The organism is Phormidesmis sp. 146-33, from assembly GCF_052939515.1.
Map to the genome: position 1 here is coordinate 23,733 of NZ_JBJPHU010000051.1, position 21,246 is coordinate 44,978.

Annotated in this window: 22 protein-coding genes; 20 read left to right on the forward strand and 2 right to left on the reverse strand. The window is 46.0% G+C overall.

The window, feature by feature from the left end; all coding sequences use genetic code 11:
* The first annotated feature begins 762 nt into the window (after positions 1-762).
* The 4 genes from ACJ2PR_RS19910 to ACJ2PR_RS19925 all read left to right on the forward strand — a co-directional run bounded on the left by ACJ2PR_RS19910 (position 763) and on the right by ACJ2PR_RS19925 (position 6,843).
* Positions 763-3,735 (forward strand): peptidase domain-containing ABC transporter, encoded by a 2,973-nt coding sequence (locus ACJ2PR_RS19910; protein WP_446878265.1) that lies wholly within the window; start codon positions 763-765, stop codon positions 3,733-3,735.
* A gap of 402 nt (positions 3,736-4,137) precedes the next feature.
* Positions 4,138-5,478 (forward strand): HlyD family efflux transporter periplasmic adaptor subunit, encoded by a 1,341-nt coding sequence (locus tag ACJ2PR_RS19915; protein ID WP_446878266.1) that lies wholly within the window; start codon positions 4,138-4,140, stop codon positions 5,476-5,478.
* A gap of 233 nt (positions 5,479-5,711) precedes the next feature.
* Entirely contained in the window at positions 5,712-5,966 is a 255-nt protein-coding gene (locus ACJ2PR_RS19920; RefSeq protein ID WP_446858005.1) for a hypothetical protein, read from the forward strand.
* Positions 5,967-6,111: 145 nt separating this feature from the next.
* Entirely contained in the window at positions 6,112-6,843 is a 732-nt protein-coding gene (locus ACJ2PR_RS19925; RefSeq protein ID WP_446858006.1) for a peptidyl-prolyl cis-trans isomerase, read from the forward strand.
* Positions 6,844-7,233: 390 nt separating this feature from the next.
* Here ACJ2PR_RS19925 and ACJ2PR_RS19930 read toward each other — a convergent pair whose 3' ends face one another.
* A complete protein-coding gene (locus ACJ2PR_RS19930) occupies positions 7,234-7,848 on the reverse strand; it encodes a hypothetical protein (RefSeq protein WP_446878267.1) in 615 nt (204 codons plus the stop codon).
* 14 nt (positions 7,849-7,862) lie between these two features.
* On the opposite strand from ACJ2PR_RS19930, the gene ACJ2PR_RS19935 reads away from it, so the two are divergent.
* The 4 genes from ACJ2PR_RS19935 (at position 7,863) to ACJ2PR_RS19950 (ending at position 10,126) form a co-directional block, all read left to right on the forward strand.
* A complete protein-coding gene (locus tag ACJ2PR_RS19935; protein ID WP_446870803.1) occupies positions 7,863-8,213 on the forward strand; it encodes a hypothetical protein in 351 nt (116 codons plus the stop codon).
* A gap of 27 nt (positions 8,214-8,240) precedes the next feature.
* The gene (cas6, locus tag ACJ2PR_RS19940; RefSeq protein ID WP_446878268.1) at positions 8,241-9,374 is read left to right on the forward strand and encodes a CRISPR-associated endoribonuclease Cas6; all 1,134 of its coding nucleotides are present in this window, start codon (positions 8,241-8,243) and stop codon (positions 9,372-9,374) included.
* Between the two features lie 76 nt (positions 9,375-9,450).
* The gene (locus ACJ2PR_RS19945) at positions 9,451-9,810 is read left to right on the forward strand and encodes a hypothetical protein (RefSeq protein ID WP_446858010.1); all 360 of its coding nucleotides are present in this window, start codon (positions 9,451-9,453) and stop codon (positions 9,808-9,810) included.
* 4 nt (positions 9,811-9,814) lie between these two features.
* Entirely contained in the window at positions 9,815-10,126 is a 312-nt protein-coding gene (locus ACJ2PR_RS19950; protein ID WP_446878269.1) for a Txe/YoeB family addiction module toxin, read from the forward strand.
* A 12-nt stretch (positions 10,127-10,138) separates the two neighbouring features.
* Here ACJ2PR_RS19950 and ACJ2PR_RS19955 read toward each other — a convergent pair whose 3' ends face one another.
* Positions 10,139-10,444: a hypothetical protein gene (locus ACJ2PR_RS19955; protein WP_446878270.1), complete on the reverse strand. Its 306-nt coding sequence runs from the start codon at positions 10,442-10,444 to the stop codon at positions 10,139-10,141.
* 760 nt (positions 10,445-11,204) lie between these two features.
* Here ACJ2PR_RS19955 and cas10 point away from each other — a divergent pair.
* The 12 genes from cas10 to cas1 all read left to right on the forward strand — a co-directional run.
* Complete coding sequence (gene cas10, locus ACJ2PR_RS19960; protein ID WP_446878271.1) at positions 11,205-13,439, forward strand: type III-B CRISPR-associated protein Cas10/Cmr2; 2,235 nt, start codon at positions 11,205-11,207, stop codon at positions 13,437-13,439.
* 9 nt (positions 13,440-13,448) lie between these two features.
* Positions 13,449-14,159: an RAMP superfamily CRISPR-associated protein gene (locus tag ACJ2PR_RS19965; protein WP_446878272.1), complete on the forward strand. Its 711-nt coding sequence runs from the start codon at positions 13,449-13,451 to the stop codon at positions 14,157-14,159.
* The gene (csx10, locus tag ACJ2PR_RS19970; protein ID WP_446878273.1) at positions 14,156-15,439 is read left to right on the forward strand and encodes a type III-D CRISPR-associated RAMP protein Csx10; all 1,284 of its coding nucleotides are present in this window, start codon (positions 14,156-14,158) and stop codon (positions 15,437-15,439) included. The genes ACJ2PR_RS19965 and csx10 overlap by 4 nt, the downstream gene beginning before the upstream one ends.
* Entirely contained in the window at positions 15,436-16,017 is a 582-nt protein-coding gene (locus tag ACJ2PR_RS19975; protein ID WP_446878274.1) for a hypothetical protein, read from the forward strand. The genes csx10 and ACJ2PR_RS19975 overlap by 4 nt, the downstream gene beginning before the upstream one ends.
* A 14-nt stretch (positions 16,018-16,031) precedes the next feature.
* Positions 16,032-17,168 carry a hypothetical protein gene (locus tag ACJ2PR_RS19980; protein WP_446878275.1) on the forward strand — a complete coding sequence of 379 codons (1,137 nt, stop codon included), beginning with the start codon at positions 16,032-16,034 and terminating at the stop codon, positions 17,166-17,168.
* A gap of 9 nt (positions 17,169-17,177) precedes the next feature.
* Positions 17,178-18,044 carry a type III CRISPR-associated RAMP protein Csx7 gene (gene csx7, locus ACJ2PR_RS19985; protein ID WP_446878276.1) on the forward strand — a complete coding sequence of 289 codons (867 nt, stop codon included), beginning with the start codon at positions 17,178-17,180 and terminating at the stop codon, positions 18,042-18,044.
* A 9-nt stretch (positions 18,045-18,053) separates the two neighbouring features.
* The gene (locus ACJ2PR_RS19990) at positions 18,054-18,437 is read left to right on the forward strand and encodes an RAMP superfamily CRISPR-associated protein (protein ID WP_446878277.1); all 384 of its coding nucleotides are present in this window, start codon (positions 18,054-18,056) and stop codon (positions 18,435-18,437) included.
* A complete protein-coding gene (locus ACJ2PR_RS19995; RefSeq protein ID WP_446878278.1) occupies positions 18,398-19,006 on the forward strand; it encodes an RAMP superfamily CRISPR-associated protein in 609 nt (202 codons plus the stop codon). The genes ACJ2PR_RS19990 and ACJ2PR_RS19995 overlap by 40 nt, the downstream gene beginning before the upstream one ends.
* Entirely contained in the window at positions 19,003-19,464 is a 462-nt protein-coding gene (locus tag ACJ2PR_RS20000; RefSeq protein WP_446878279.1) for a hypothetical protein, read from the forward strand. The genes ACJ2PR_RS19995 and ACJ2PR_RS20000 overlap by 4 nt, the downstream gene beginning before the upstream one ends.
* Positions 19,461-20,420 carry an RAMP superfamily CRISPR-associated protein gene (locus ACJ2PR_RS20005; RefSeq protein ID WP_446878280.1) on the forward strand — a complete coding sequence of 320 codons (960 nt, stop codon included), beginning with the start codon at positions 19,461-19,463 and terminating at the stop codon, positions 20,418-20,420. Before ACJ2PR_RS20000 ends, ACJ2PR_RS20005 begins: the two co-directional genes overlap by 4 nt.
* The gene (locus tag ACJ2PR_RS20010) at positions 20,417-20,731 is read left to right on the forward strand and encodes a hypothetical protein (RefSeq protein WP_446878281.1); all 315 of its coding nucleotides are present in this window, start codon (positions 20,417-20,419) and stop codon (positions 20,729-20,731) included. Before ACJ2PR_RS20005 ends, ACJ2PR_RS20010 begins: the two co-directional genes overlap by 4 nt.
* Positions 20,732-20,985: 254 nt before the next feature.
* Positions 20,986-21,246: CRISPR-associated endonuclease Cas1 (cas1, locus tag ACJ2PR_RS20015; protein WP_446878282.1), on the forward strand; the 261-nt coding region annotated here is incomplete at its 3' end.

The following is a 21,246-nucleotide window of genomic DNA, read 5'->3' on the forward strand; positions in this document are numbered from 1 at the left end:
GTAATTTTTGATCAACTTACAGATGACCTACCGAACTAACTCCGTACTACTGGAGTGGGGGCTGAAGGATAGTTCGGTGGGCAGTGAAGGTCAGTCTTCTAGTAATCGCTCAATAGCTCTCTGGGTCAGGTAGTCTGGCAGATACATCTTTACTAACTAAGAATCCACGGGGGAGATGGATTGAGACACAAGTTAAGATGTCACGAAATACACTGATGAGTTAAGAAAACGATAGCAGTTATTTAATAGGATCTCAGTAAAATCACGAATTAATGTTTAAAGTTTGTATAAAGCTTTGCACAAAGAGTTTCGAGTAGCCACTCACCGCTAAAAACTGCTACTTATCACTACAGCGATCGCGCCATCGCACAGGACTAAATCGCCAAAAGTTTTGGAATAGTGGAGTGGCAACTTTTCTGAGCGTTGCTGAATCAGGGGGTGTGCCCCAAAGCGGCGGGAACCCCAAGGTTCAAAGTCCCCCAATTTCGGGAATTTAGGGGGCGAAAAGATGGACATTCATCCCTCCAATCAGCAACGCCCTTTTCTGGTAGGTTGATCGAGAGAAATTCATATAGCACCGTATTTCTACTAAGCTTTCATGAAGGGACGATCGTTGCGGATGCGAAAGCCCACAAAAAGCATTAGAAGATCATCTCAATGCGCTCCCACACAGTTTGATTAAAAGCTTATTCTCGTAGTCAACTAAAAAATATAGGGATTGCCTAACCAGCAGACTCAACCAACACGTTTCCAGGGGCACAAATGCAGCGGCAACCTCAACCTTTTCAGGATGCGATCGATCAGCTATCCGAAATTTTGATGCGACTGTTTCCGCAAGCAGATCCGCTACTCATTGAAGCTTTGAGCCAATCGTTTGAGATTGCAGAATTTCGACTGGGCGATCGCTGTAACTCCTCACCAACCACGCTATCTATTGTTTGTCAGGGGCGAGTCCGCTTGCTAGGGTATGGCGAACAGCAAAAGGAGGTGTCTGTTTGTGTGTTGGAAGTAGGTGATAGCTTTGGCGCAGATGACCTGTGGGCAACTCTTCAATATTCAGCGATCGCCGCCAGCATCGGAAAGCTTGCCCAAATTGATATCAAAGATCTAGAATCCTGGCTAGAAAAACTTCCTGACCTGCGCGATCGCTGGCACCAACAGGCCCAAACAAGAGACTATCTACTGTTTCTTAAAACCCTGACGAGCTTACGATCACTATCTCAGGCTCAACTTTTAGAGATCGGATCTCATTTGGTTTCAATCTTATTACCACCAGGAAAAAGGTTAGCCGAAGTTCCGCAAACAGGACAGTTTTGGCTGCGTCGGGGTGAAGTTTACAGCCGCAACGTTCAGCCTCCAAAGTTGGGCGATTGGGGGTCTCCATCTGATGATTGGACTGCTCAAACAGAAGTTGTCCTGTACCATTTGCCTGCTGAGTACTGGGAAACGATCGTACCAACGGTTTCAACCTTAGATAATTTAACTTCGGTTGCCGTTCAGAAAACTCCGACTAACCACTCAGAGAGCTTTCCTCACGCTGACATAGCATCCTCTAATACATTGCCCTTTCCGCAACCTGGGAAGCGACGATCGCGCCTGGGGCAAAAGTATCCCTTTGTTCCGCAGCAGAGTTTGGCAGACTGTGGCATTGCTTGTTTGGTGATGGTGGGACAGTACTGGGGTAACCGTTTGAGTTTAAGCGACTTGACTCGTCAGGCAGGAATGGGGCGATTTGGGGTTTCACTTCAAGCTTTGGCAACCACCGCAGAAGGTGTAGGCTTTCAGGCTCGACCCGTGCGGGCTAGTTTGGGACAGTTAATCGAACAATCTAAGCCGTGGATTGCTCACTGGCAGGGCGATCACTATGTGGTTGTCTATCGAGTCAGAGGCAGCCAATTTTTGATTGCTGATCCCGCAGTTGGAAGACAAAAACTATCGCTACAGGAGTTTCAGACCCATTGGAGTGGCTATGCACTATTATTAGAACCAACCGATCGACTTAAGGCATCCGAGGCAGAAAAGCCTTCTCTAAGGAGGTTTTGGGGGCTGCTGACAGCTTATCGCACAGTGATCGGACAAATCATTTTTGCTTCGCTGCTGATTCAAGTATTTGGGCTGGTAGCTCCGTTGTTAACTCAGTTTATTTTAGATCGAGTCATTGTTCAACGCAGCTTGATCACGCTGAATGTGTTTGCGATCGGGCTACTGCTCTTTGGTATCTGGCGGATCAGCTTAACAGCCGTGCGGCAATATCTGCTTGATTACTTTTCTAATCGGCTGGATCTGATGCTGATCAGTGGTTTTATTAGCCATACGCTACTCCTGCCTCTGACATTTTTTGAGTCTCGTCAGGTGGGCGATATTCTAACTCGTGTGCAAGAAAACCAGAAGGTACAGTTGTTTCTGACTCGGCAAGCGATCGTGGTCTGGTTAGATGCGCTGATGGTGTTTGTCTACCTGGGTTTGATGGCTTACTACAACTGGCAACTGATGCTGCTGGTATTGGGATTGCTCGTTGCGATCGCGCTGATTGTTCTGATTGCTACGCCCTTTATGCGACAGGTTTCCCGCGATGTGTTTCGGCAGACGGCGATCGAAAACTCTGCTCTAGTAGAAATTTTGACTGGGGTTGAGACAATCAAATCCGCCGCCGCAGAACGAACCTTACGCTGGCGTTGGGAAGACCGTTTGACTGAGTTGCTGAATGCGCGATTTCGAGGACAAAAGCTATCAAATACGCTGCAATTTCTCAGCGGACTGGTGAATAGCCTGGGGAGTACGGCACTGCTCTGGTATGGGGCAACTTTAGTGATTCAAGGAAGCCTGACGGTAGGGCAATTTGTCGCTTTTAATATGCTGCTGGCAAGTGCGATCGCGCCCGTTCTCTCGCTGGCGCAGCTTTGGGATGAACTACAAGAAGTTGTTATCGCGGCTGAACGGTTGAATGATGTGTTTGTGGTGTCGCCAGAAGAAGATGCTCAACGTCCGATGCTGATGTTGCCGCCGTTAAGAGGTGAAGTCCGCTTTGAGAATGTCACTTTTCGTTACAGTGCCGAGCAGGAAAGAAATACGCTGCAAACGGTTTCCTTTGAAATATTGCCAGGGCAGATGGTCGCGATTGTGGGGCAAAGCGGTTCAGGTAAGAGTACATTGGTGAATCTACTTCAAGGACTCTACCAGCCAACGAGCGGGCGCATTCTAATCGACGGGCATGATATTCGCCAGGTGTCTCCTCAATCGCTGCGATCGCAGTTGGGAGTTGTGCCACAGGATTGTTTCTTGTTTTCGGGCACCATTCTAGAAAACATTGCGCTATTTCGTCCCGAATTCACGCTAGAGCAGATCATCGAAGTCGCAAAACTAGCAGAAGCTCACAGCTTTATTCAAGACTTGCCCCTGGGTTATCAGACCAAAGTAGGAGAACGAGGGACAACGCTATCAGGCGGTCAAAAACAACGGATTGCGATCGCTCGTGCGCTACTAGGTGAACCTCGTTTACTCATTTTAGACGAAGCGACCAGTTCACTCGATGTCCATGCAGAGCGCCGCTTTCGCGATAACTTGAGACGAATTGGAAATTGCACTATCTGTATGATTGCCCATCGGCTCTCAACCGTGCGAGATGCAGATAATATTCTGGTGGTCGATCGCGGCATTCTAGTTGAGCAGGGCACCCATCCTGCATTAATGTCTCAGCAAGGGGTTTACTACCATCTAGCACGGCAGCAGTTATAGGAAGATGGTTAAAGTTGGTCGTTAAAACCGCAGCTAGGAGAACAAAACCCGCCGTCGCGAATTAAGACAATATTGATGAGTGTAGTTTGCGAAAACAGACTTCGTTCTGACAGGGGAGAATTCTATTCACTAACTAACCATCTAAATCAGAACTGCCTCATCCCTCATGTATGAAAATTCAGTGAAGCAGGTGATAAAATCTCAGTAAAGTCGAGTGTAATTACGTATTGAGAAATGAGATCCAGTAATATTGACGTGGTATTTTTACTGAAATTTCTATTTTAAGTTTAGAAATCGCTGTATCGGTTAATAAGCAAATACAACTGAAAGGATGTTAGGAGACAATCTAAATTCTCTAATCAGACGGAAATTCAGTCGCAAGTTATCTCCAGGAGCGTTACTGTGCAGAAGTTGGATGATCGTCTGAAATTAAATTCTCCAAGCTCCACGAGTCGCACTTTTGTTGCTCAACAATCAAACTGGTCTACTTCTCTACAATCCGTACTAGACCAACCTCCGATCGCCTTTCCGCTCTACCTACTGCTGGGTGGCATTGCGTTTTGTGGTGCTTTTGGTGTCTGGGCTTATTTTGGGCAGATCGATGAGGTCGGTCATGCCCGTGGGCAGCTTGTTCCTAAAGGAAGCGTGTATAAGATTCATCCGGTCGAATCAGGCAAGGTGACAAAGCTGCTGGTCAAAGAAGGACAGCTCGTGAAAGCGGGACAAACTCTGGCAGAACTCGACCCACAACTCTCAACCGGAGAAGTCGATCGCTTGCAGCAAACACTAGCCTCTGATCAAACACAACTTAACCAGATGCAAATGTTGGTTGCCCGATCGCGTCTAGAAGCCCAACAGGGACAGGAAAGTGCGTCTGCAAATTCACAGGGTCAAGTGGCTGCGATCGCTCAGTCTACTACCAAGGTAAACACAGTTCGGGAAGTTTTGTCTCAGCTTCGAGTGGATGAAACGGCGCAGCGATCGCGACTCGAAAAACTTAGAACACTTGCCAGCCAAGGAGCCATTTCGCAAGAGCGTTTGTTTGAAGTAGAACAGGCATTGCGCGATCGTCAAAGCAGTATTACCAAAAGCCAGGGAGATCTGGAACAAGCGTTGTCAGAAGTCAGACAGTTGCAAGCAGGGTTGGATCAAAAGCAAGCAGACGGCACTCGATCGCAGCTAGAAGCTCAACAGCAAACCCAACAGCTAGAAGTTGAAGCCACTCAACTAAAAGCCAAAATTGCCGAAACTCAAACCTTATTAAATACTGCAAAAACCAAAGTTAGTCAGCGATTGTTAGTTGCGCCTGTTGAAGGAACGGTGTCTTCTCTAAGCATTCAAAATGTGGGCGAAGTTGTACAACCGGGACAAACGATCGCAGAGATGACGGCTCTCAATGCTCCGCTAGTACTACGGGCAAGTTTGCCAAATCAGGAAGCAGGGTTTGTTCAAGTGGGAACGGCAGCGCAAATCAAACTCGATGCCTATCCCTATCAAGATTATGGGATGGTTTCGGGAAAGGTGGTTTCAATTTCTCCAGATGCCAAGCCTAGCGATCGGTCAGAGCCAGTTTACCAGGTCGAAATTGCGCTCGATCGCACCTCGATTACAGCCGATCAGAAAACGATTGTATTCAAAGCGGGTCAAGTGGCTACAGCAGAACTTGTAATTCGTCCTCGTCGCATTATCGATGTGTTATTCGACCCAATTCGTCAATTGCAAAAAGGAGGTCTTCGTTTGTAGCAATTTCTAGAGTGAGGTATTTTTTTGGGGTAATAAAATTCAACATCAAGAGCAATTTTTTTTAAGAAGGTTCTTGATAGTTCTTGAACCAATCTTTTGAAAAGTTAGTATATAAAGCTACTATGAAAAATTGACATTGTTAGTGGTGAAATCTCGAATATTTTTCTCTAATTGATATGATCTGAAGTGCGCTCCCTGTTGCGTGAAAACACCTTTAACGAAGGAGAAATCTCATGGTAATTCGCGATCTGGAATATCTAGACACTGTGTTTGATTCAAAAGAAGCAACTGGCATTGTTGGAGGCGCTAAAGCCTGGTTTAGCAGCAAATCCTGGTCAGGTCCATTCTCAACGAGCAACTACTCCACCGGCTTTGCCAAGGGTACCTACCTGGCTGTAGCGGCTGGGACATCTGGCTCAACTTATGCAGCAGGTGCAGCAGGTGTATTCAGCACCTCTGGTGGAACTGCATTTGCGTTTGGCATCTAACGATTAACTGTAAAAAAATGTGGTTTTGTAGGAGTGTTATTCGTAATGTTCCTACATTTTTTTCGATTGCCTTTCAGAAGCTTTAGAGAAATTAAAAAGTTGAGTTTTAGCAGTGATATTTTTAGTTAAAATCAGCTAGTTTGAGATGGTTAATCATTTGTTTGAATCTTTTATTGTGTTGGACGATCTCATCAATTACTTAAAGAAAAGTGTTCGATTAAAAGAGATTTATCAAAAGGTTTTGCATCAGAAAATTATTGATCAAACAGCTCACGCAAAGGGAATCATCGTGACGCAGGATGAGATTCAGGCAGAAAGCGATCGCTTACGTCGAGAATCTCGTTTAGAAAAAGCATCCGACACGTTAGCCTGGTTAAATGACCAGATGATCACAGCCGAAGATTTAGAGGCAGGAATTCGCGATCGCTTGCTAACTAAAAAACTCTCACACATCTTGTTTGATCAAGAAGTTAAAGCGGCTTTTGCTCAACATCGATCAGACTTTGACCAAGTTGTTTTGTATCAAATCATTGTTTCTGAACAAACCATTGCCCAGGAGCTATTCTTTCAAATTGAAGAACGAGAAACCAGCTTTTTTGAAGCCGCCCATCTCTACAATCAAGATGAATCGCTTCGGCAAACCTGCGGCTACGCGGGAAAACTTTATCGCTGGAACTTAAAACCAGAGGTGTCTGCGGCAGTTTTTAATGCGCGATCGGGTGACTTACTAGAGCCGCTTAAAACCGATCAGGGATATCATCTCTTATGGGTCAAAGCATTTATTCCAGCCCAGCTAACACCCGAAATTTATCAAGAGATTCTAGACGGTCTATTTGGCACTTGGCTATTTAATGAATGTCGTCATTTGCTTGATTAGAAAACTATAGCAGTACCTAAATCAGTAGGAATCTTCAAAGGGCGGGTTGTTATTGTTCTTAGCCATCGATTCACGACTAATCTACTAATTACTAAGGAACGCGAGTTTATTAACCTGAAATTCTCTAAATATGCTTGGTCAGCTAATTTTGGCGGTGTTGCTGAGTCAGGGGGTGTGCCCCAAAGCGGAGGGAAACCCAAGGTTCAAAGTCCCCCAGAATAGGGGATTTAGCGATTATCTACATATTTGCTTCAGATGAATTAGTAAGCTATAAAGCGATCGTGTAACCAAGTGGCAAGTTGAGCGACAGCACTCTCGTAAGTTGCTGTGTTGCCATGTCGATCCAAATTCCACAGGATGCCCTTCGCTAGAGTTGGAGTAAAATTGACGTCAGTTCGATGAACGCTTCGCTTCGCTTTTAGATCCAGGAACGCCCCCTAAATCCCCCACGAGTGAGGGACTTTGAACCAGAATTCCTCTCTGAAAGTCCCCCAAAATTGGGGGGTTGGGGGGCAGAAGCCGTGAACAACGAAGCGAAAAAACTCTCATCGAATTCACGTTAAAATTGATGTGAGAACATACCGTTTGGTTTAACACCGCATCGATTTTGTGCAGACGACTTTCTAGAAACGCGATCGTTTCACAATTTTCACAGTGAGCAAACTGCTGCCAATGGCTTATTTCTTGCAGGTTCGACGACAGTAGGATCAAAAAGTCAGAGCGCTGCAAAATTTCTGCATTTTCTGCTGTACGCTTACCACCGAGATCGAGCAGGACAATCGAAAAATGTGGATTCTGTCCCAGGTGATCAATGGCTCGAAGCGTTTCAAGAACAAACTCTTCAGAGAACTGACCTTTTCTGCGAATTGACCGCACGATCGCTGGATCAGCTTCGCTTGACCACATTCCTTCGCCATCCGGACAAACCCGTTGCAGGAAGACTCGGTTTGAGTGCTTGAGAAGTTGTTGATAGAGTGCTGCAACGGTGCTGGTTGATTTGTTCAAGAGAACGGTTGGATATGGCGCGGGAGCTTTGTCAGGAGTTTCCTCAAATTTGCGTGGATGCACCTTTGGTCGTGAATGATATCTACAATCCATTGGAGTTTTGGGCGCGAGTGGATGAGATTTATCGGACTCGATTGCCCAAGGGTTGGACAGAGGCAGAGGTGATTGCAGATTATACCGGGATGACGGCTCATGCTTCGGTGGGAGTGGTGTTGGCGTGTGTGGGCACGCAGCGATCGATTCAGTACACGCCTGCGAAGGTTGATGCTCAAGGGAAAGTCGTTGGATCGCTGAATCCGATTCGCGTCATGCTGGGATTTCAGGCGAATGGGCGATCGAATGCTTCGAGCAAACTTGCGGGGTAAGATGAGTCCAAGTTACTGATTTGAGATATGCCACGTCGTGCTGCTAAACCGATTTTAAGTTGGGATGACACTGCTGAATTGATTGGACTTGCGCTCTTCTTGCAGCCGAATCGGAGTTTTCAAGCGACTTCTAACTTTTCGACTCAGCTTCATGCTTGGTTTTTGGATCAGGTGCGATCGATGAATCCGGATCTTTCGGCTTATTTGCATGATGGGCAGTCGGAGAAAGCGTTTACGATTTCGGGATTGGAAGGGAGTCGGGTGGGTCGATCGATTCAGTTTGAGGCAGAGCAGCTTTATGCTTGGACGGTGACGGGGCTGAATCATGAGGTTTGTGAGTGGATGCAGCAGTGGTTGGTGAAGCCACCGACGGAGATTAAGCTGCGGGGGGAAGTGTTTCGGATTGTGCGGTGGGAGATTGGTTTGCCTGCGATGACCTATGAGGCGGTTTGGGAGCAGGCTGGGGAAGGGCGGCAGGATGATTTGAATCTGACGTTTTTGAGTGCGACGAGTTTTCGGAAGCGGCAGAATCATTTGCCTTTGCCGATGCCGGAGAATGTGTTTCATAGTTACTTGCGGCGTTGGAATGATTTTGCATCGATCACAGTTGAGCAAGAGGATTTTCTTAACTGGGTGAATGAGTGTGTAGTGATTTTGCGGCATGAGGTGCGATCGCTCAAAGTTCAGGCAGGCAAACAAGGCTCGGTGACTGGGTTTGTGGGTCGGGTGCAGTTTGGGCTGAGTCCGAAGGCGAAGGGTGAGCCGGACTATGTGCAGATGGTGCGATCGCTGGTGGTTTGTGCGCCGTATTTTGGGACGGGGCATAAGGTGACGTTTGGGTTGGGGCAGACCAGAGCGGGATGGTTGGAGGTGGAATCGGTTGAGGAACGAGTTGTGGAGGTGGCGGAGTGGAAGGATTCGGTGGAGGTGCAGCGGCGGGTGTTGATTGAGGCGCGGCGGGCGGTGTTGAAGGCGTTCTTTTTTGGACTGAAGAAGCGGCAAGGGGGGGAGCGGGCGGAGAAGGCGGCGGATTTGTGGGCGACGATCGTGGCGCGGCAGGAGTTTGGGGAGAGTTTGAAGGGGATTGCGGAGGATCTGGGGATTGGGTATGAGAGCGTGAAAAAGTATTCGCAGTTGGCTCGCAAAGCAATGAAGGAATGAGAGGGGTTTGCGATCGTGCCTAGGTCATCTTGGTTATACTGTTGCATAGCAGTGTAGTTTGCTCAGAAGAATCAGAATGATTTCAAATCTGATCGAAAGCCATAATCTTGAGAGTTATCAAACCATCAAGTTGGGTCAAGCGATTTTATCTGTTCCGATCGAAGTTGATCCCAAACCCTATATTAGGCAGCTACTTGCAATCGAGCTTCAAGCCATTCAAAATCCGACCGCGAAAGCCGCGATCGAACGGGGCTTAAATGAGGCGACGACGGATGAGGATTTTTCCAGTTTGCTCGAAACATTTCATTTACTGAGTTCTTCTGCAAATGCCGATCGTTTGATTGCGGCATTGGAGCGCTCTAAGGTGCAAGAAACGGCTGCACAATCGGTTGAAGATTTCAAACGGGAGTTTGGACTTGTCGAAGAAACGCCCTAAGAAGTTGAATGAGTCTTCGGAATCGACGGCTGAGGAGTCTTCAGAAAAGCTGGAGCGGAGTGCAGTTTTTGAGCCTGATTTTCGTGAGGATTTGCGGTTTTGGATTGAGTGCGATCGTAAGATTGCGTTGAAAGTGATGGATTTTGTTGAAGCGGTGATGCGTGATCCTTTTGATGGAATTGGAAAGCCGGAGCCGCTGAAATATCTAAACTCAAATACTTGGTCGCGCAGGATCACAGATGAGCATCGACTGGTTTATGAGGTTTATCGCGATCGAGTGAAGTTTCTTCAAGCGCGATTCCATTACTCTCGCTAGACTATCACCAAGCTACTGGCTTATAGTGAGTTGTCCTAGATGCGTTAAGATTCGGAGTACTTCGTATAGACCGTTGCGATACTGCGATCGTGTTGAAAATAGGTCAGAAATTCCGTACTGTTTTTCGAGTACTTTCACGAATAGATAGCTGCTTCCATTCATGACCATTCCGTAGAGCGTTTTTTCGAGATTTGGCGAAGCGCTCATGTAAGCCAATGTCTGAGGGAGGGCTTGGGACACAAAAAAGAAACATTTATGAAGAAGTCGGTTTAGCGCGATCGTACTTATTCGATCGATCGACAAAATTTTTGGCTGCATTCCGTGTAAAAACTAACGGATGTGGAAAAGTTTCCATCCCCTTGCGGGGAATAAGCGATGAAACACCATGAACTTCTCAAACTCTTCCAAGTTTCTTGCAGCTTCAAGTTTCCATCCCCTTGCGGGGAATAAGCGATGAAACGTTTTTATAGAGCGAAGGGCTTTCTTTATGTCTGAATTGTTTCCATCCCCTTGCGGGGAATAAGCGATGAAACTCTCCTTCATCTTCTCGAACTGTGCCCGTAACTTTACTGACGTTTCCATCCCCTTGCGGGGAATAAGCGATGAAACCCTTCGTCCAGGAAGCCAAGCCCCAAACAGGTTTCAGAAGCCCAATCGACGCAATAACTATGTACTAGTCAATAAACGCCGATCGAGTGTCAATAAGCCAGCTTCATGCCAGCCAAAACGCCTATGGAATAAGGTATCGACGCAATCCAACGAAGTTATGCGGTTTTCAAGGTTCTGCTGGATCGCGTGGAAATCATGCTACTAGACAAAGTAATCCACGCTTGGAGAAAGGTCAACCTCGCTTTCAATCGCACGAGCTACATTTAAGAAATTTTTTAGAAAGTTAGAAAGATTACACGATCGTTTAAATTTCCGAAAAATTACGGATTGCCTCAAAATTCGAGCGTAATATCGATAGGAGTCTCCTGCTGAAAGAAAAATTAGAGTGGAAAACCCTTTTTCCACCGTCCTGCATCATAGAACTTGTCAATCGTCCGCTCGTCTCGCCCCCTAACTTTCTCAATCTGTCATGATTCAGTCTCATCAGGACATTACTATCGCGATCGCTTGGTGTCTCGCCTGGGGTAACAAAGAAACTCCCCAACACGATCCCTCTCTACTCAGAAAATTTCGCCAAGATCTAAAGCAAGGACACGCGATCGATTCCGAACTTTTTCACTACTTAGATCAAGCCCAAAAATTACAAAAGCTCGAAAAATCAGCACAAATTCCAGACACGATCGAGCAACTTCAAACCGAATATGCCGACCTCTGGAACGAACCTACGGAAATCGGACTCGTCTTCGGCGGTGCAACCAAAATTAAACAATACGTCTTTGAAACCAGTAATCTACAAGATATTCGAGGCGCATCAGCATTACTCGATCGCATTAACCTCATCGACTTACGCAGCTTCTTCGATTCCTCGATCGAGTCAACGGTTCGAGGTTGGTTTGAAAAAGAATATCCCGAACTTAGTAAAGCACTGATCCCAGAACTCATCATCTATTCCACAGGCGGAAACATTCTTGCACTCTGTCCAGCATTTTATGTCGCTCAACTTGCTAATGCGATCGAGCAATGCTACACCCGCGAAACCTTGATTGCAAACTCCTGTGCTGTCGGTGAGACATTCAAGCTACTAGAATTTCGGTTTGGCAAAATCCAACAGCCCTGGCTCCAAGACTATCTCGCAAATCCGAAACACGAACTATTTCAAGCTTACTTTGGTCAGCCTAACGCTGAAGATCCTGAACAGCCATTTCGCGATCGTAAATCTTTCAATGAATTAGTTGCCCATCTTGCCAGTCAATTCAATCAACGACGAAGCGGGAATATTACTTCAAGTCGCCCAACTCGCGCCTATCCTCCGCTCTACGAAACTCATCCCTATGCTCAACGCGATGAGGGAGATCGACGTTCAGCGATCGCTCGTGTCCCTGCTTTGCGTCGGATGAAATTCTCCGAACCCTCCGGACGAAAGTACATCATGGGTCAAATTGCGAAGCGGGGGAAACGCCAAGATTGGTGGTCTAGTATCGTTGGAAGCTGGAATCCAGGCGGTATAGAAAGTTGGGTCACTAAATTTCTAAAAAATCGTAAAGACCTACCCCATCAGGACTATTTTCAAGATTTGAAAACCCGGATCGACGAGATTGATGAAGCGCGATCGCTGCGAGAAATTGGTGCAGCTAGTAAACCATCTGGTTTCGTTGCTTACATCTATGCCGATGGCAATAACATGGGGGGCTATATTCAAAAAGAAATCAGAACCCCGCAAGACTATCGCGCCTTTAGCAAGGATATTTCTGCTGTCACAGAACAGGCAGTGTATCGCGCGATCGCGAAGCATCTTAGACCTTTCTACTATGAGCCTGATGGATCTTCCGATCGTAAAAAACCAGGTTGGATTCATCCCTTTGAAATTGTCACGATTGGCGGCGATGATGTGTTTTTGATTGTTCCTGCTGATCGTGCGTTAGACATTGCTAAGACCTTGAGTGAAGAATTTGAGAATCAACTCAAGCACAAAGGTTACAAAAGCAAAAATAGCTCCTACGATATCAAAGAAGTTCATCGCTATCAGCCAACCGACCCGCAAGAGCCAATCAAGCCTAATGATCAATGCCAATTGAGTATGTCTGTTGGGGTTTTAATCGCGGCTGAAGATACTCCGATTTACTATGCGGCTGATTTGGTTGAGCAGCTACTAAAGTCGGCAAAACAAAAAGCGAAAAAGCTCAAAGGAAAAGGCTACCTCGGAGGCACGATCGATTTTCTAGTGATGAAGTCAGTCACGATGATTTCTTCCAACATCAAAGAGTTTCGCGCTCAAGGGCTAACTCGTGAACGAGATGGACAAGCTCATCTCAAGCTCTATGGCGCACCCTACACCTTGCATGAAATCGGTGGATTACTAGAAACGCTCGCAGCGTTCAAAAAAGCTGATTTTCCGAAGTCACAACTCTATCAAATCCGAAGCTTACTCGAACAAGACAAACAAACCGCAATCCTCAACTACCGATACTTCCGCACTCGCTTGGGTGAGAAAGGTCAAGACCTAGAAAAAGACTTTGAGCAACCCTGGTGTAGTGCCAAACTCAATTCAGGTAACCTCGCCCCTTGGATGTCGATTTTAGACTCCGACTCTACCACCTATGAAACGATCTGGTACGAATTAGTAGATTTGTTTCCCTTCGTTCCCGATCCTCCAAAACCTAAGATTCAACGAAAAGCTAACCTCCCTCAATCTCGTTCCAAATAGGCAATTTTTATGATTGTTCTCGATGAGCTTGCACCCCCCATTCTTCAGACGATCGACCTCTGTGCGATCGTCGATTCAGCGCTCTGTGTTGGTGCAGGCGGCTCAACAGGTTCCCTCGCTGACAAGCCCATTGTTCGGAATGCTCAAGGACAACTGACCATCCCAGGTTCTCAACTCAAAGGCAGACTACGGCACGAATGTGAAAAGTTAGCTCGAAGCTTAGGATGGTGGATTGCTGAAGCTCCAGGTGCGAATCAGCTTTGTCCTGATGATGTTGAAGCAGAATTTCGATCGCATTATACAGTTGCTAACTATCCAGGCTATCACTGCCTTGTTTCACAGATTTTTGGTGATCCGATTTTACCTGCAAGAATTGCGATCGATGATCTGGTCTGTCAGTATAGCCGCGAAGAATTAGGAGAAGTCATTCGTCCCGGAGTTTCAATCAATCGATCGCGAGGAACGGCTGAGGATCAGAAGCTCTTTTTCTTAGAAACTTCTCCTGCAAATGCTCAGCTTCCTTTCAAAGGAGTCATTCATCTCCTCACAGATTGTCCAGATTATGCGATCGCACTTATTTCGGCAGCACTCCAGCATCTTCACGCATTAGGGGGCAGCAAATCTGCTGGACTCGGTTGGCTCACCTGGACAGAATTTCCTCAAGTGAGTCCAGACGATGAAATTTGGTTAGAACTGATTGCGCCCAAGGAGTCGGAATGAATTGTATTGAACTAGAAATCAAGGCTCAAGCTCCATTAGCAATCGGACGGCAGAAACCAGGTGGCTCGATCAGCGAAACGGAAAGCTACATTCCAGGCACGATGATTCGAGGTGCGATCGCGGCTCAGATTCTCAAGACAGCAAAACCGCAAACTAAAGATCTTTCAAGCAATGGTGGGCAGTTTCAAGCCCTGTTTTTAGGGGGACAGCCTGCGATTTTTCAGAATGCTTATCCAGCGATCGCCAAAATCAGTGAGTCTGAATCTCGCTGTGTTCCTGAAGCTGTTTATGTTTTACCTGCTACGGCGGTCAGTTCTAAAGCTGAACCTGGATTCAAGGTGGAGAACAAAGAGAAAGGTGGCGTTTTTGATACGTTAATCGATCGGTTTTGTGCTGAACAATGCGGGCATATCTATGATCCAAGCTGTCCTAAAGATGTGAGTCGCATTGAACCTTTTGCCGGGTTTTATAGCAAAGCAATTCATGGGCAGTATCCTTATCGGACGCATAGTGTTTCAAGCCGCTTTTTGACGAAAGTTGGGATCAATCGCCGTAGAGCAACTGCACAGGATGACATTCTTTACAGCATCGAAGTTTTGAATGAATCGTTTTTGAGAAATACGCGCGATCGCTTTCCAGAGTGGGAATACGTCAGCTATCGCAGTCAGATCTGGATTGATGATGATCAATTAGCAGCAGCATTGAGAAACTATCTTCAGAAACATTCTGACAGTTTCCGAATGGGAGGCTCTGCATCAAGAGGACTGGGCAAAGTCCATCTAGCAATCAACAATAGTCAGACCGTTGAATCTGTTGAGAAAAAGATTGCTACGTTCAATTCAAAACTTAAAGACCGTTGGAACCTTTGGTCTATTTTTAGACAGTCACCTGATCAATCTTTGCCTCAGCGAACCTTTTTCACATTAGATCTCCAGTCTGATGTAATTTTGACGGATAACTGGCAACATACGATCGTGCTATCTGCTCAAATGCTACGAGATTTTGCAGGCATTCAAGACTCTACGCTTCATCTAGAAACTTCTTACAGCAGCTACGACTATCGAGCAGGCTGGAATTCTGCTTGGGGCTTGATGAAAGATATGGAGCTTACAACGAATCGAGGCTCAGTGTTCTTATTCAGCACTGAACAGCCAGAGCAATGGTATGGAGTGCTGCAAGAACTAGAGTGGAGAGGAATTGGCGATCGTACCTCCGAAGGATTCGGGCAGGTACAGGTTTGTAATGAGTTTCACACAGTGTTTCGGGAGAATGCGGTATGAGTTTGCTGAAAGAAGAGTTGACGCTAAGAATCGATCGAGAGATTCGCTATCGTATGGATGGCGTGATTGAGAAATTAGGCAAACTTGCAAGAGAATTTGATATTGGGCACGAAGACACCAGTAAGCGATCGCCGCTTCGTAACATTCTGCTAGTTGCTTCTGATCCAACATCGTCCATAGAAACCATTAAGACTTATATGCGCTATCAAGCTGCACGAGATATCAAAGTCTTGGGCGTAAAGCGCAGAGATCGAAGATTTGTAGATGCGTTAATTCTCCAATTAGAAGAGCTAGAAGACGATGCAAAGGCGATTTTTGAGCAAGTTAAAACATCACTCTCTGAGCAGCACCAACTCCGCGAATATTTCCAAACACCAGAATACACAAAGGATCTGAAAGATTTACATCTCAGACTTGCACAACTCTATTTAGGAAGTTTAGTTCGAGAACATACTGCTTTGGTCGAAGAAGGTCGTAACTCTTCAAAAGCAAGAGAAGAGAAGAATTTTAATCAGTCTAAACCTGATGCTCCATCTAAGGCATTTGAGCGTCCTAGCAAGCCTCAGAAGCGAAATTAATAGGCGAATTTACCATGCGTCGAGTGATTGTTTCTACAATTGGAACTAGCTTACTGACAAATCAGATCGTTCGATCGAGTCCTGATGAAAAGACTTGGTATAACCAGTTGAGAGATACTGCAAATTGCAAATCAGAAGAACTTCCGGCAACAGCAAAAGAAATTATCGAAGTTTTGCAATCACGATCTCAAGAAGTTCTCAGTCAAAGTTCTTCACAGCAAATTCGTCTAGCAAGTGCAGAGCTAAATGGCATCTATGGCATTTACCAAGAACAGCTAGATCAGGGACAGCAAGACATCCACTATTTAATTGCAACTGATACTGCACAAGGAGTTGCAACCGCCAAAATTGTAGAATCTTTTTTGCGATCGAAAGGCATCACTCAAGTCAATATTGTCTGTCCAAGCGGGTTATCAATGGCAAGTACAGCGCTTTTTGCAGTTGGCATTGATGAACTGATTGTCTGGTTACGCGAAACAGTTGAACCTTTGAGAAAAGACCACGGCTATCGAATTTACTTCAATCTAGTCGGCAGCTTCAAAAGTTTGCAAGGGTATATGAATACGATTGGCATGTTCTACGCCGATGAAATCATCTACATTTTTGAAGGAGCAGGTTCGCAACTGATTACCATTCCGAGACTCCCGATTAAAATTGATGAAGCTGCGATCGCGCCTCATGCGTTGCAGCTTGCTTTGATAAAAGCTGGGCATGAACCCACAGTTGCAGAAGCTGAAATGATTCCTGAATTGATGTTGTGGGAGGTCGATGGTAGAAAGCTATTTTCAACCTGGGGCGAGTTAATTTGGGAGGAAGTTAAGCTTCAACTGATGTCACAAGATTTACTAGCATTTCCCAGATTAATTTACAGCGATGCTTTCAAAGCAGACTACAAACAAGTTAAAGATGCAAAAGATCGTCTGAAGCTCCAAGAGACATTAGCAAAAGTCTCCGTTATGCTCAATGCCTCCAATGGCGATCCAGCACCCTTAAAAGCAGACGGAGGATTGCAGTATGACAAATATGTTGATCAAAACCGCATCGATCATTTTCGAGTCACACAGGGCTTACGGGTTAGTTGTGAAAGTGTGAATGACCAGTTGCGCCTGCGCCGATATGGAAAAGAACCAGAAGTCAATCGCAAGCCGTAGGGAGAAGCTATGTTTAACGTTTTTAAGAATCGATTAGAGATTACAGGAACACTGACAACAGTGACAGCATTGCGAGTGGGAGCCGGGAAATCGACTGATCCCATTGGCTCGGATTTACCCGTGATCAAAGATGCGCTGCGTCGTCCTTTGATTCCTGGATCGAGCTTCAAAGGGGCACTGCGATCGCGCTTAGAAAGTTTTCTGCGTGGTATTGACTCAGACTTTGCTAGAGATCCTTCGGAGCTAGTCGATCCAAAAATAACTGCTTGGCTCAAAGATCTGAAAGATGAATACAAAGAAGCTGAGAATAAGGACGATAAATCACTCACTGAGAAGATTCTAGAGAGAACAGATTTAGTCTCACTTGTATTTGGTGCGCCTTGGTTAGCTGGAAAGCTTCAGGTTCGTGATTTGACAGTTGTGCCGGAGATTTGGTTTGGACAGTATCAGGAGCGAAATGGAGTCGCGATCGAGCGAGATACCGAAACGGCTTCGAGTGGAAAGCTTTACGATTTTCAAGTGGTTCCTGCGGGAACACCCTTTCAGTTTCAGGCAGTAATTGAAAATGCGGAAGACTGGGAGTTGGGATTGTTGCTGGTCGGGTTGTACCAGTTAGAGACAGAACAATTGCCACTAGGAGGAGGACGATCGAGAGGATTGGGTGTGGTGAAGTTGGTGCTGGAGCGAATGGAGTGGATCGATGTCAGACAAGGAGACAAAATCGATCGAGAGAAATTGCTGAACTATCTCAAACAGCTTGCAAGCCATCAAGATCAAACGCTGAAGCAGAACATTCTGAATGATGCAGAACTTAAATCAAGATGGTCAGAAGCACTCTTGCACAAACTATCCAATCATCAAGTTGTACAAGCTTAGGAACTTGTTATGCACAAGGCAATTGTGAATCAATGCACGATCGAACTCAATCTCATCCCTGAAGGCCCAATTTTGATTAAATCGGGTCGCCAAGGGGCTGATCCGACAAAGCCTGATATGGAATTTGTTGAAACATTTCACAATGGGCGCAAGGAGATTTACTTTCCAGGAAGTTCGCTCAAAGGTGCAATTCGCGCCCAGGCAGAACGAATTGTCAGAACTGTAGGGAGTCAAAGCTATAACCTGAAAGAACCCGATCAACTATGGGCAAATGATCCCTTAAATGACAAACGAGATTATTTAAAGGAAAAAGCCCTGAGAACGTCTATCTCCATTCTTGCTTTACTGAGCAAATGTTTGGAAACACTTCGATTTCTAGTCGAGTGCGAGTAGAAGATGCCTACTATGATGCTCAAGCTGGAATTCCATTAGTGTTAGAAGAACGAAATGGAGTCGCGATCGATCGAGTTACAGGTGCAGCAACCGATAAAGCATTGTTCAACTTTGAAGTTTGTACCTCTGGTGCATTTAGTACAAAGATTCACCTCAAAAATTTCTCACTGGCACAGCTAGGATTAATTGGCTTAGTGTTGCGAGACTTGAATGATGGATGGTTTGGAATTGGCTTCGGGAAATCGCGAGGCTTGGGAACCGTTAGTCTTGATTACAAACGAGCGATCGTAAGATATCCCACCTGCTTGCTTCAAGATGGCAAAATTCAAAAGCTTGGTAAACCGCGTAAATCCTGGAGTAATACAGCACTGATTGGAGCAGGGGAATTTTTAGAAAATAATCCCTACCATTTTCCGGTTCCTGATCAGCAACAAACGCCAATTCCGGCTGAAGCAATGTCATTAGGGTTTGGTGTGCAGATGGAGTGGAGCGGACAAGAACAAGTCGAAAGTTTGTTCCGATCGACTGTGGAGCAATGGAAAGTTCTCTTGAAGGAGCGTGTTGCATGACTTATGTTGCTTCGGCTCAGGTTCAACTAGAGGAGTTACAAGCACTGCTAGAGAAGTACGATCGCGGTTCTAGCTACTACTTTCTGCGTTGGACTCACAAAGTCAGTGGGATTCAGACCCATCTGAAAGGGTTTCCGAGTCCAGAAGGGCAATTGTTTAATTCGCAACTAGAACTGCGGTGGAAGCAACTTCAACAGAGCTATCGGGTGTTGATGTTGAGTTCAGAGCCGTTGAATGAAGCGGGATTTCAGCCGTTATCGGGCGAATGGGAGCATGAAGATCATCCGGTTCTGATGCACGATCGCACAAATTTAACAGGCGATCGTAAAAATCCCCAATATCCAAACGGCTTCACTTACGAAAAAGGTATAGAGGTGTCTCGAATTCAGCAGCGGTGTTTTCGCAATGTGAACACGTTAGCAGTTCAGTTTATTGCACTTACGGTACAAGCGTCATGACTGAGGAAGATACTTCATTCAAACTGATTCCATTTGCAACAACAGAGCCGAAGCTAGAAGAGCGTTATGGACACGATCGCTTTGGGCACGATCGCTTTCATGGATGGTTCGATCTCGCTTTGACCGCACAAACGCCTGTGCATGTTTCATCAGGAATTTCAGCACTGGGACAGGATGTTGGCGAGACTGATATTGCAATGATTCGCCCGATGGTCGAGTCGCAGGATGGAAAGTTAATCATTCAAGGCAGTTCGTTGAAAGGTTGCCTTCGGGCAATTTATGAGGTGATCACGAATAGTCGATCTGGAACACAGTCAGCGATGCGCCTTCCTGATTGCTATGAGCCTCCAAAAGGGAATCGTCTTTGTGCTGCGGGACGAGTGTTTGGGGCGATGGGCTATCAAGGATTAATTTCTTTTACGGATGCGGTGTGTGATGTCCCTGCTGAGGTTGGCTATTTGCGTCCTATGTTTTCACCAAAATCGCTGACGAAATATCGAGATCGCGCTGGTTTCGCAAAGGGGCGAAAGTTTTACTATCAAACGTGCCGAGTTGCGGAGGGGCAGGGTCGAACGGTTGCGATTCAACGTGCGCCGAAGGGAGCAATTTTTACAACACGATTGAAGTTTAAGAATCTAGATTCGGCTGAGTTGGGAGCATTGCTAATTGCACTTGGACAAGATTCTAAGCATCAGATCGCTTTGAAGCTGGGAGCCGGAAAAAATCAGGGAATGGGGACGGTTACGGTTGAGATCACGAAGGCGGAAATTGTGAATCAACAAAATGTGGTCGATCGCTATTCTGACTATGATTACAAGACTTCTGCTTGGTCGAATGCCGTGAAGCGAAAACTGATTGCAGAGGCACATCAACAGTTGATTGATCAGTCGCTTTTGGGTGAGCTTTTGCAGGTATTGCGCTATCCAACCGATCGAGAACCGAGGGAGGAAGAATGAGAGAGCAGGATTGGAAGACGGCAGATGAAATTGCGCGATCGCTGCAAGCTAGTAAAACTGATGTGAATGAACTGAAGAAGGTAATTGCTTATTTGCGGTGGTCGCTTCGACAGAAAAGGCAGCCAGGTTTATTTGAATATTTAGAAGTATTGGTGAAGGCGGGGGAGCAGCGTTCAAACTCTACTGAGCCGCACTATCGCAACATTCAGCAAGCCTGTCAGCAATATTTGCAGGAAGAAATTGAAGCTGAAGTCGCGATCGAGATTTTGGGGTGGGCGGCTCGATTAGAGATTTATCACAATGCAAAGTAAATGGATGCTCAGATTGCAGTATTTTTGAGCATTGAGAATTTTCAGGCGGCTTGGAAGCGAGTTATATAGCAATCCTAAATCATTCGTGAAATGCACAGTTGATCGTGCCCCCTAAATCCCCCAGAATGGGGGACTTTGAAACCGGAAATCTTGGCTTGAAGTCCCCCAGAATGGGGGATTTAGGGGGCAGAAGCCGCCTTGAACCGCAGCGACAAAGGACTGATTTATGACTCATTTAGGATTGCTATAGTCTGCTGAGTTTTGGGTATACGTTGCTTTTTAATAATGTGATGAGTTTGATTTTGGCGGAGGGGTTGAATCCGTATTTGGGGAATTTGCATCGATCGGAGCGCAAGGAGCCGCATTTGGCGTTTGATTTGATGGAGGAGTTTCGATCGCCGATCGTGGATAGTTTGATGATCAGTTTGGTGAATAAGCAGATTTTGAAGCCGACTGATTTTAAGGGCCTATCCGAAAACCATAAAATCTGTGAGATGATGAAGGCAAGCGAGTTT

Bases quoted from the DNA above. Each gene is read 5' to 3' on its own strand.
- ACJ2PR_RS19935 (WP_446870803.1), top strand. From the start codon at position 7,863: ATGGCGCGGGAGCTTTGTCAGGAGTTTCCTCAAATTTGCGTGGATGCA.
- cas6 (WP_446878268.1), top strand. From the start codon at position 8,241: ATGCCACGTCGTGCTGCTAAACCGATTTTAAGTTGGGATGACACTGCT.
- ACJ2PR_RS20010 (WP_446878281.1), top strand. From the start codon at position 20,417: ATGAGAGAGCAGGATTGGAAGACGGCAGATGAAATTGCGCGATCGCTG.
- ACJ2PR_RS19995 (WP_446878278.1), top strand. From the start codon at position 18,398: ATGTTTGGAAACACTTCGATTTCTAGTCGAGTGCGAGTAGAAGATGCC.
- ACJ2PR_RS19920 (WP_446858005.1), top strand. From the start codon at position 5,712: ATGGTAATTCGCGATCTGGAATATCTAGACACTGTGTTTGATTCAAAA.
- ACJ2PR_RS19910 (WP_446878265.1), top strand. From the start codon at position 763: ATGCAGCGGCAACCTCAACCTTTTCAGGATGCGATCGATCAGCTATCC.
- ACJ2PR_RS19980 (WP_446878275.1), top strand. From the start codon at position 16,032: ATGCGTCGAGTGATTGTTTCTACAATTGGAACTAGCTTACTGACAAAT.
- ACJ2PR_RS20000 (WP_446878279.1), top strand. From the start codon at position 19,003: ATGACTTATGTTGCTTCGGCTCAGGTTCAACTAGAGGAGTTACAAGCA.
- ACJ2PR_RS20005 (WP_446878280.1), top strand. From the start codon at position 19,461: ATGACTGAGGAAGATACTTCATTCAAACTGATTCCATTTGCAACAACA.
- ACJ2PR_RS19955 (WP_446878270.1), bottom strand. From the start codon at position 10,444: ATGCAGCCAAAAATTTTGTCGATCGATCGAATAAGTACGATCGCGCTA.
- csx10 (WP_446878273.1), top strand. From the start codon at position 14,156: ATGAATTGTATTGAACTAGAAATCAAGGCTCAAGCTCCATTAGCAATC.
- csx7 (WP_446878276.1), top strand. From the start codon at position 17,178: ATGTTTAACGTTTTTAAGAATCGATTAGAGATTACAGGAACACTGACA.
- ACJ2PR_RS19990 (WP_446878277.1), top strand. From the start codon at position 18,054: ATGCACAAGGCAATTGTGAATCAATGCACGATCGAACTCAATCTCATC.
- ACJ2PR_RS19925 (WP_446858006.1), top strand. From the start codon at position 6,112: ATGGTTAATCATTTGTTTGAATCTTTTATTGTGTTGGACGATCTCATC.
- ACJ2PR_RS19945 (WP_446858010.1), top strand. From the start codon at position 9,451: ATGATTTCAAATCTGATCGAAAGCCATAATCTTGAGAGTTATCAAACC.
- ACJ2PR_RS19965 (WP_446878272.1), top strand. From the start codon at position 13,449: ATGATTGTTCTCGATGAGCTTGCACCCCCCATTCTTCAGACGATCGAC.
- ACJ2PR_RS19975 (WP_446878274.1), top strand. From the start codon at position 15,436: ATGAGTTTGCTGAAAGAAGAGTTGACGCTAAGAATCGATCGAGAGATT.
- cas10 (WP_446878271.1), top strand. From the start codon at position 11,205: ATGATTCAGTCTCATCAGGACATTACTATCGCGATCGCTTGGTGTCTC.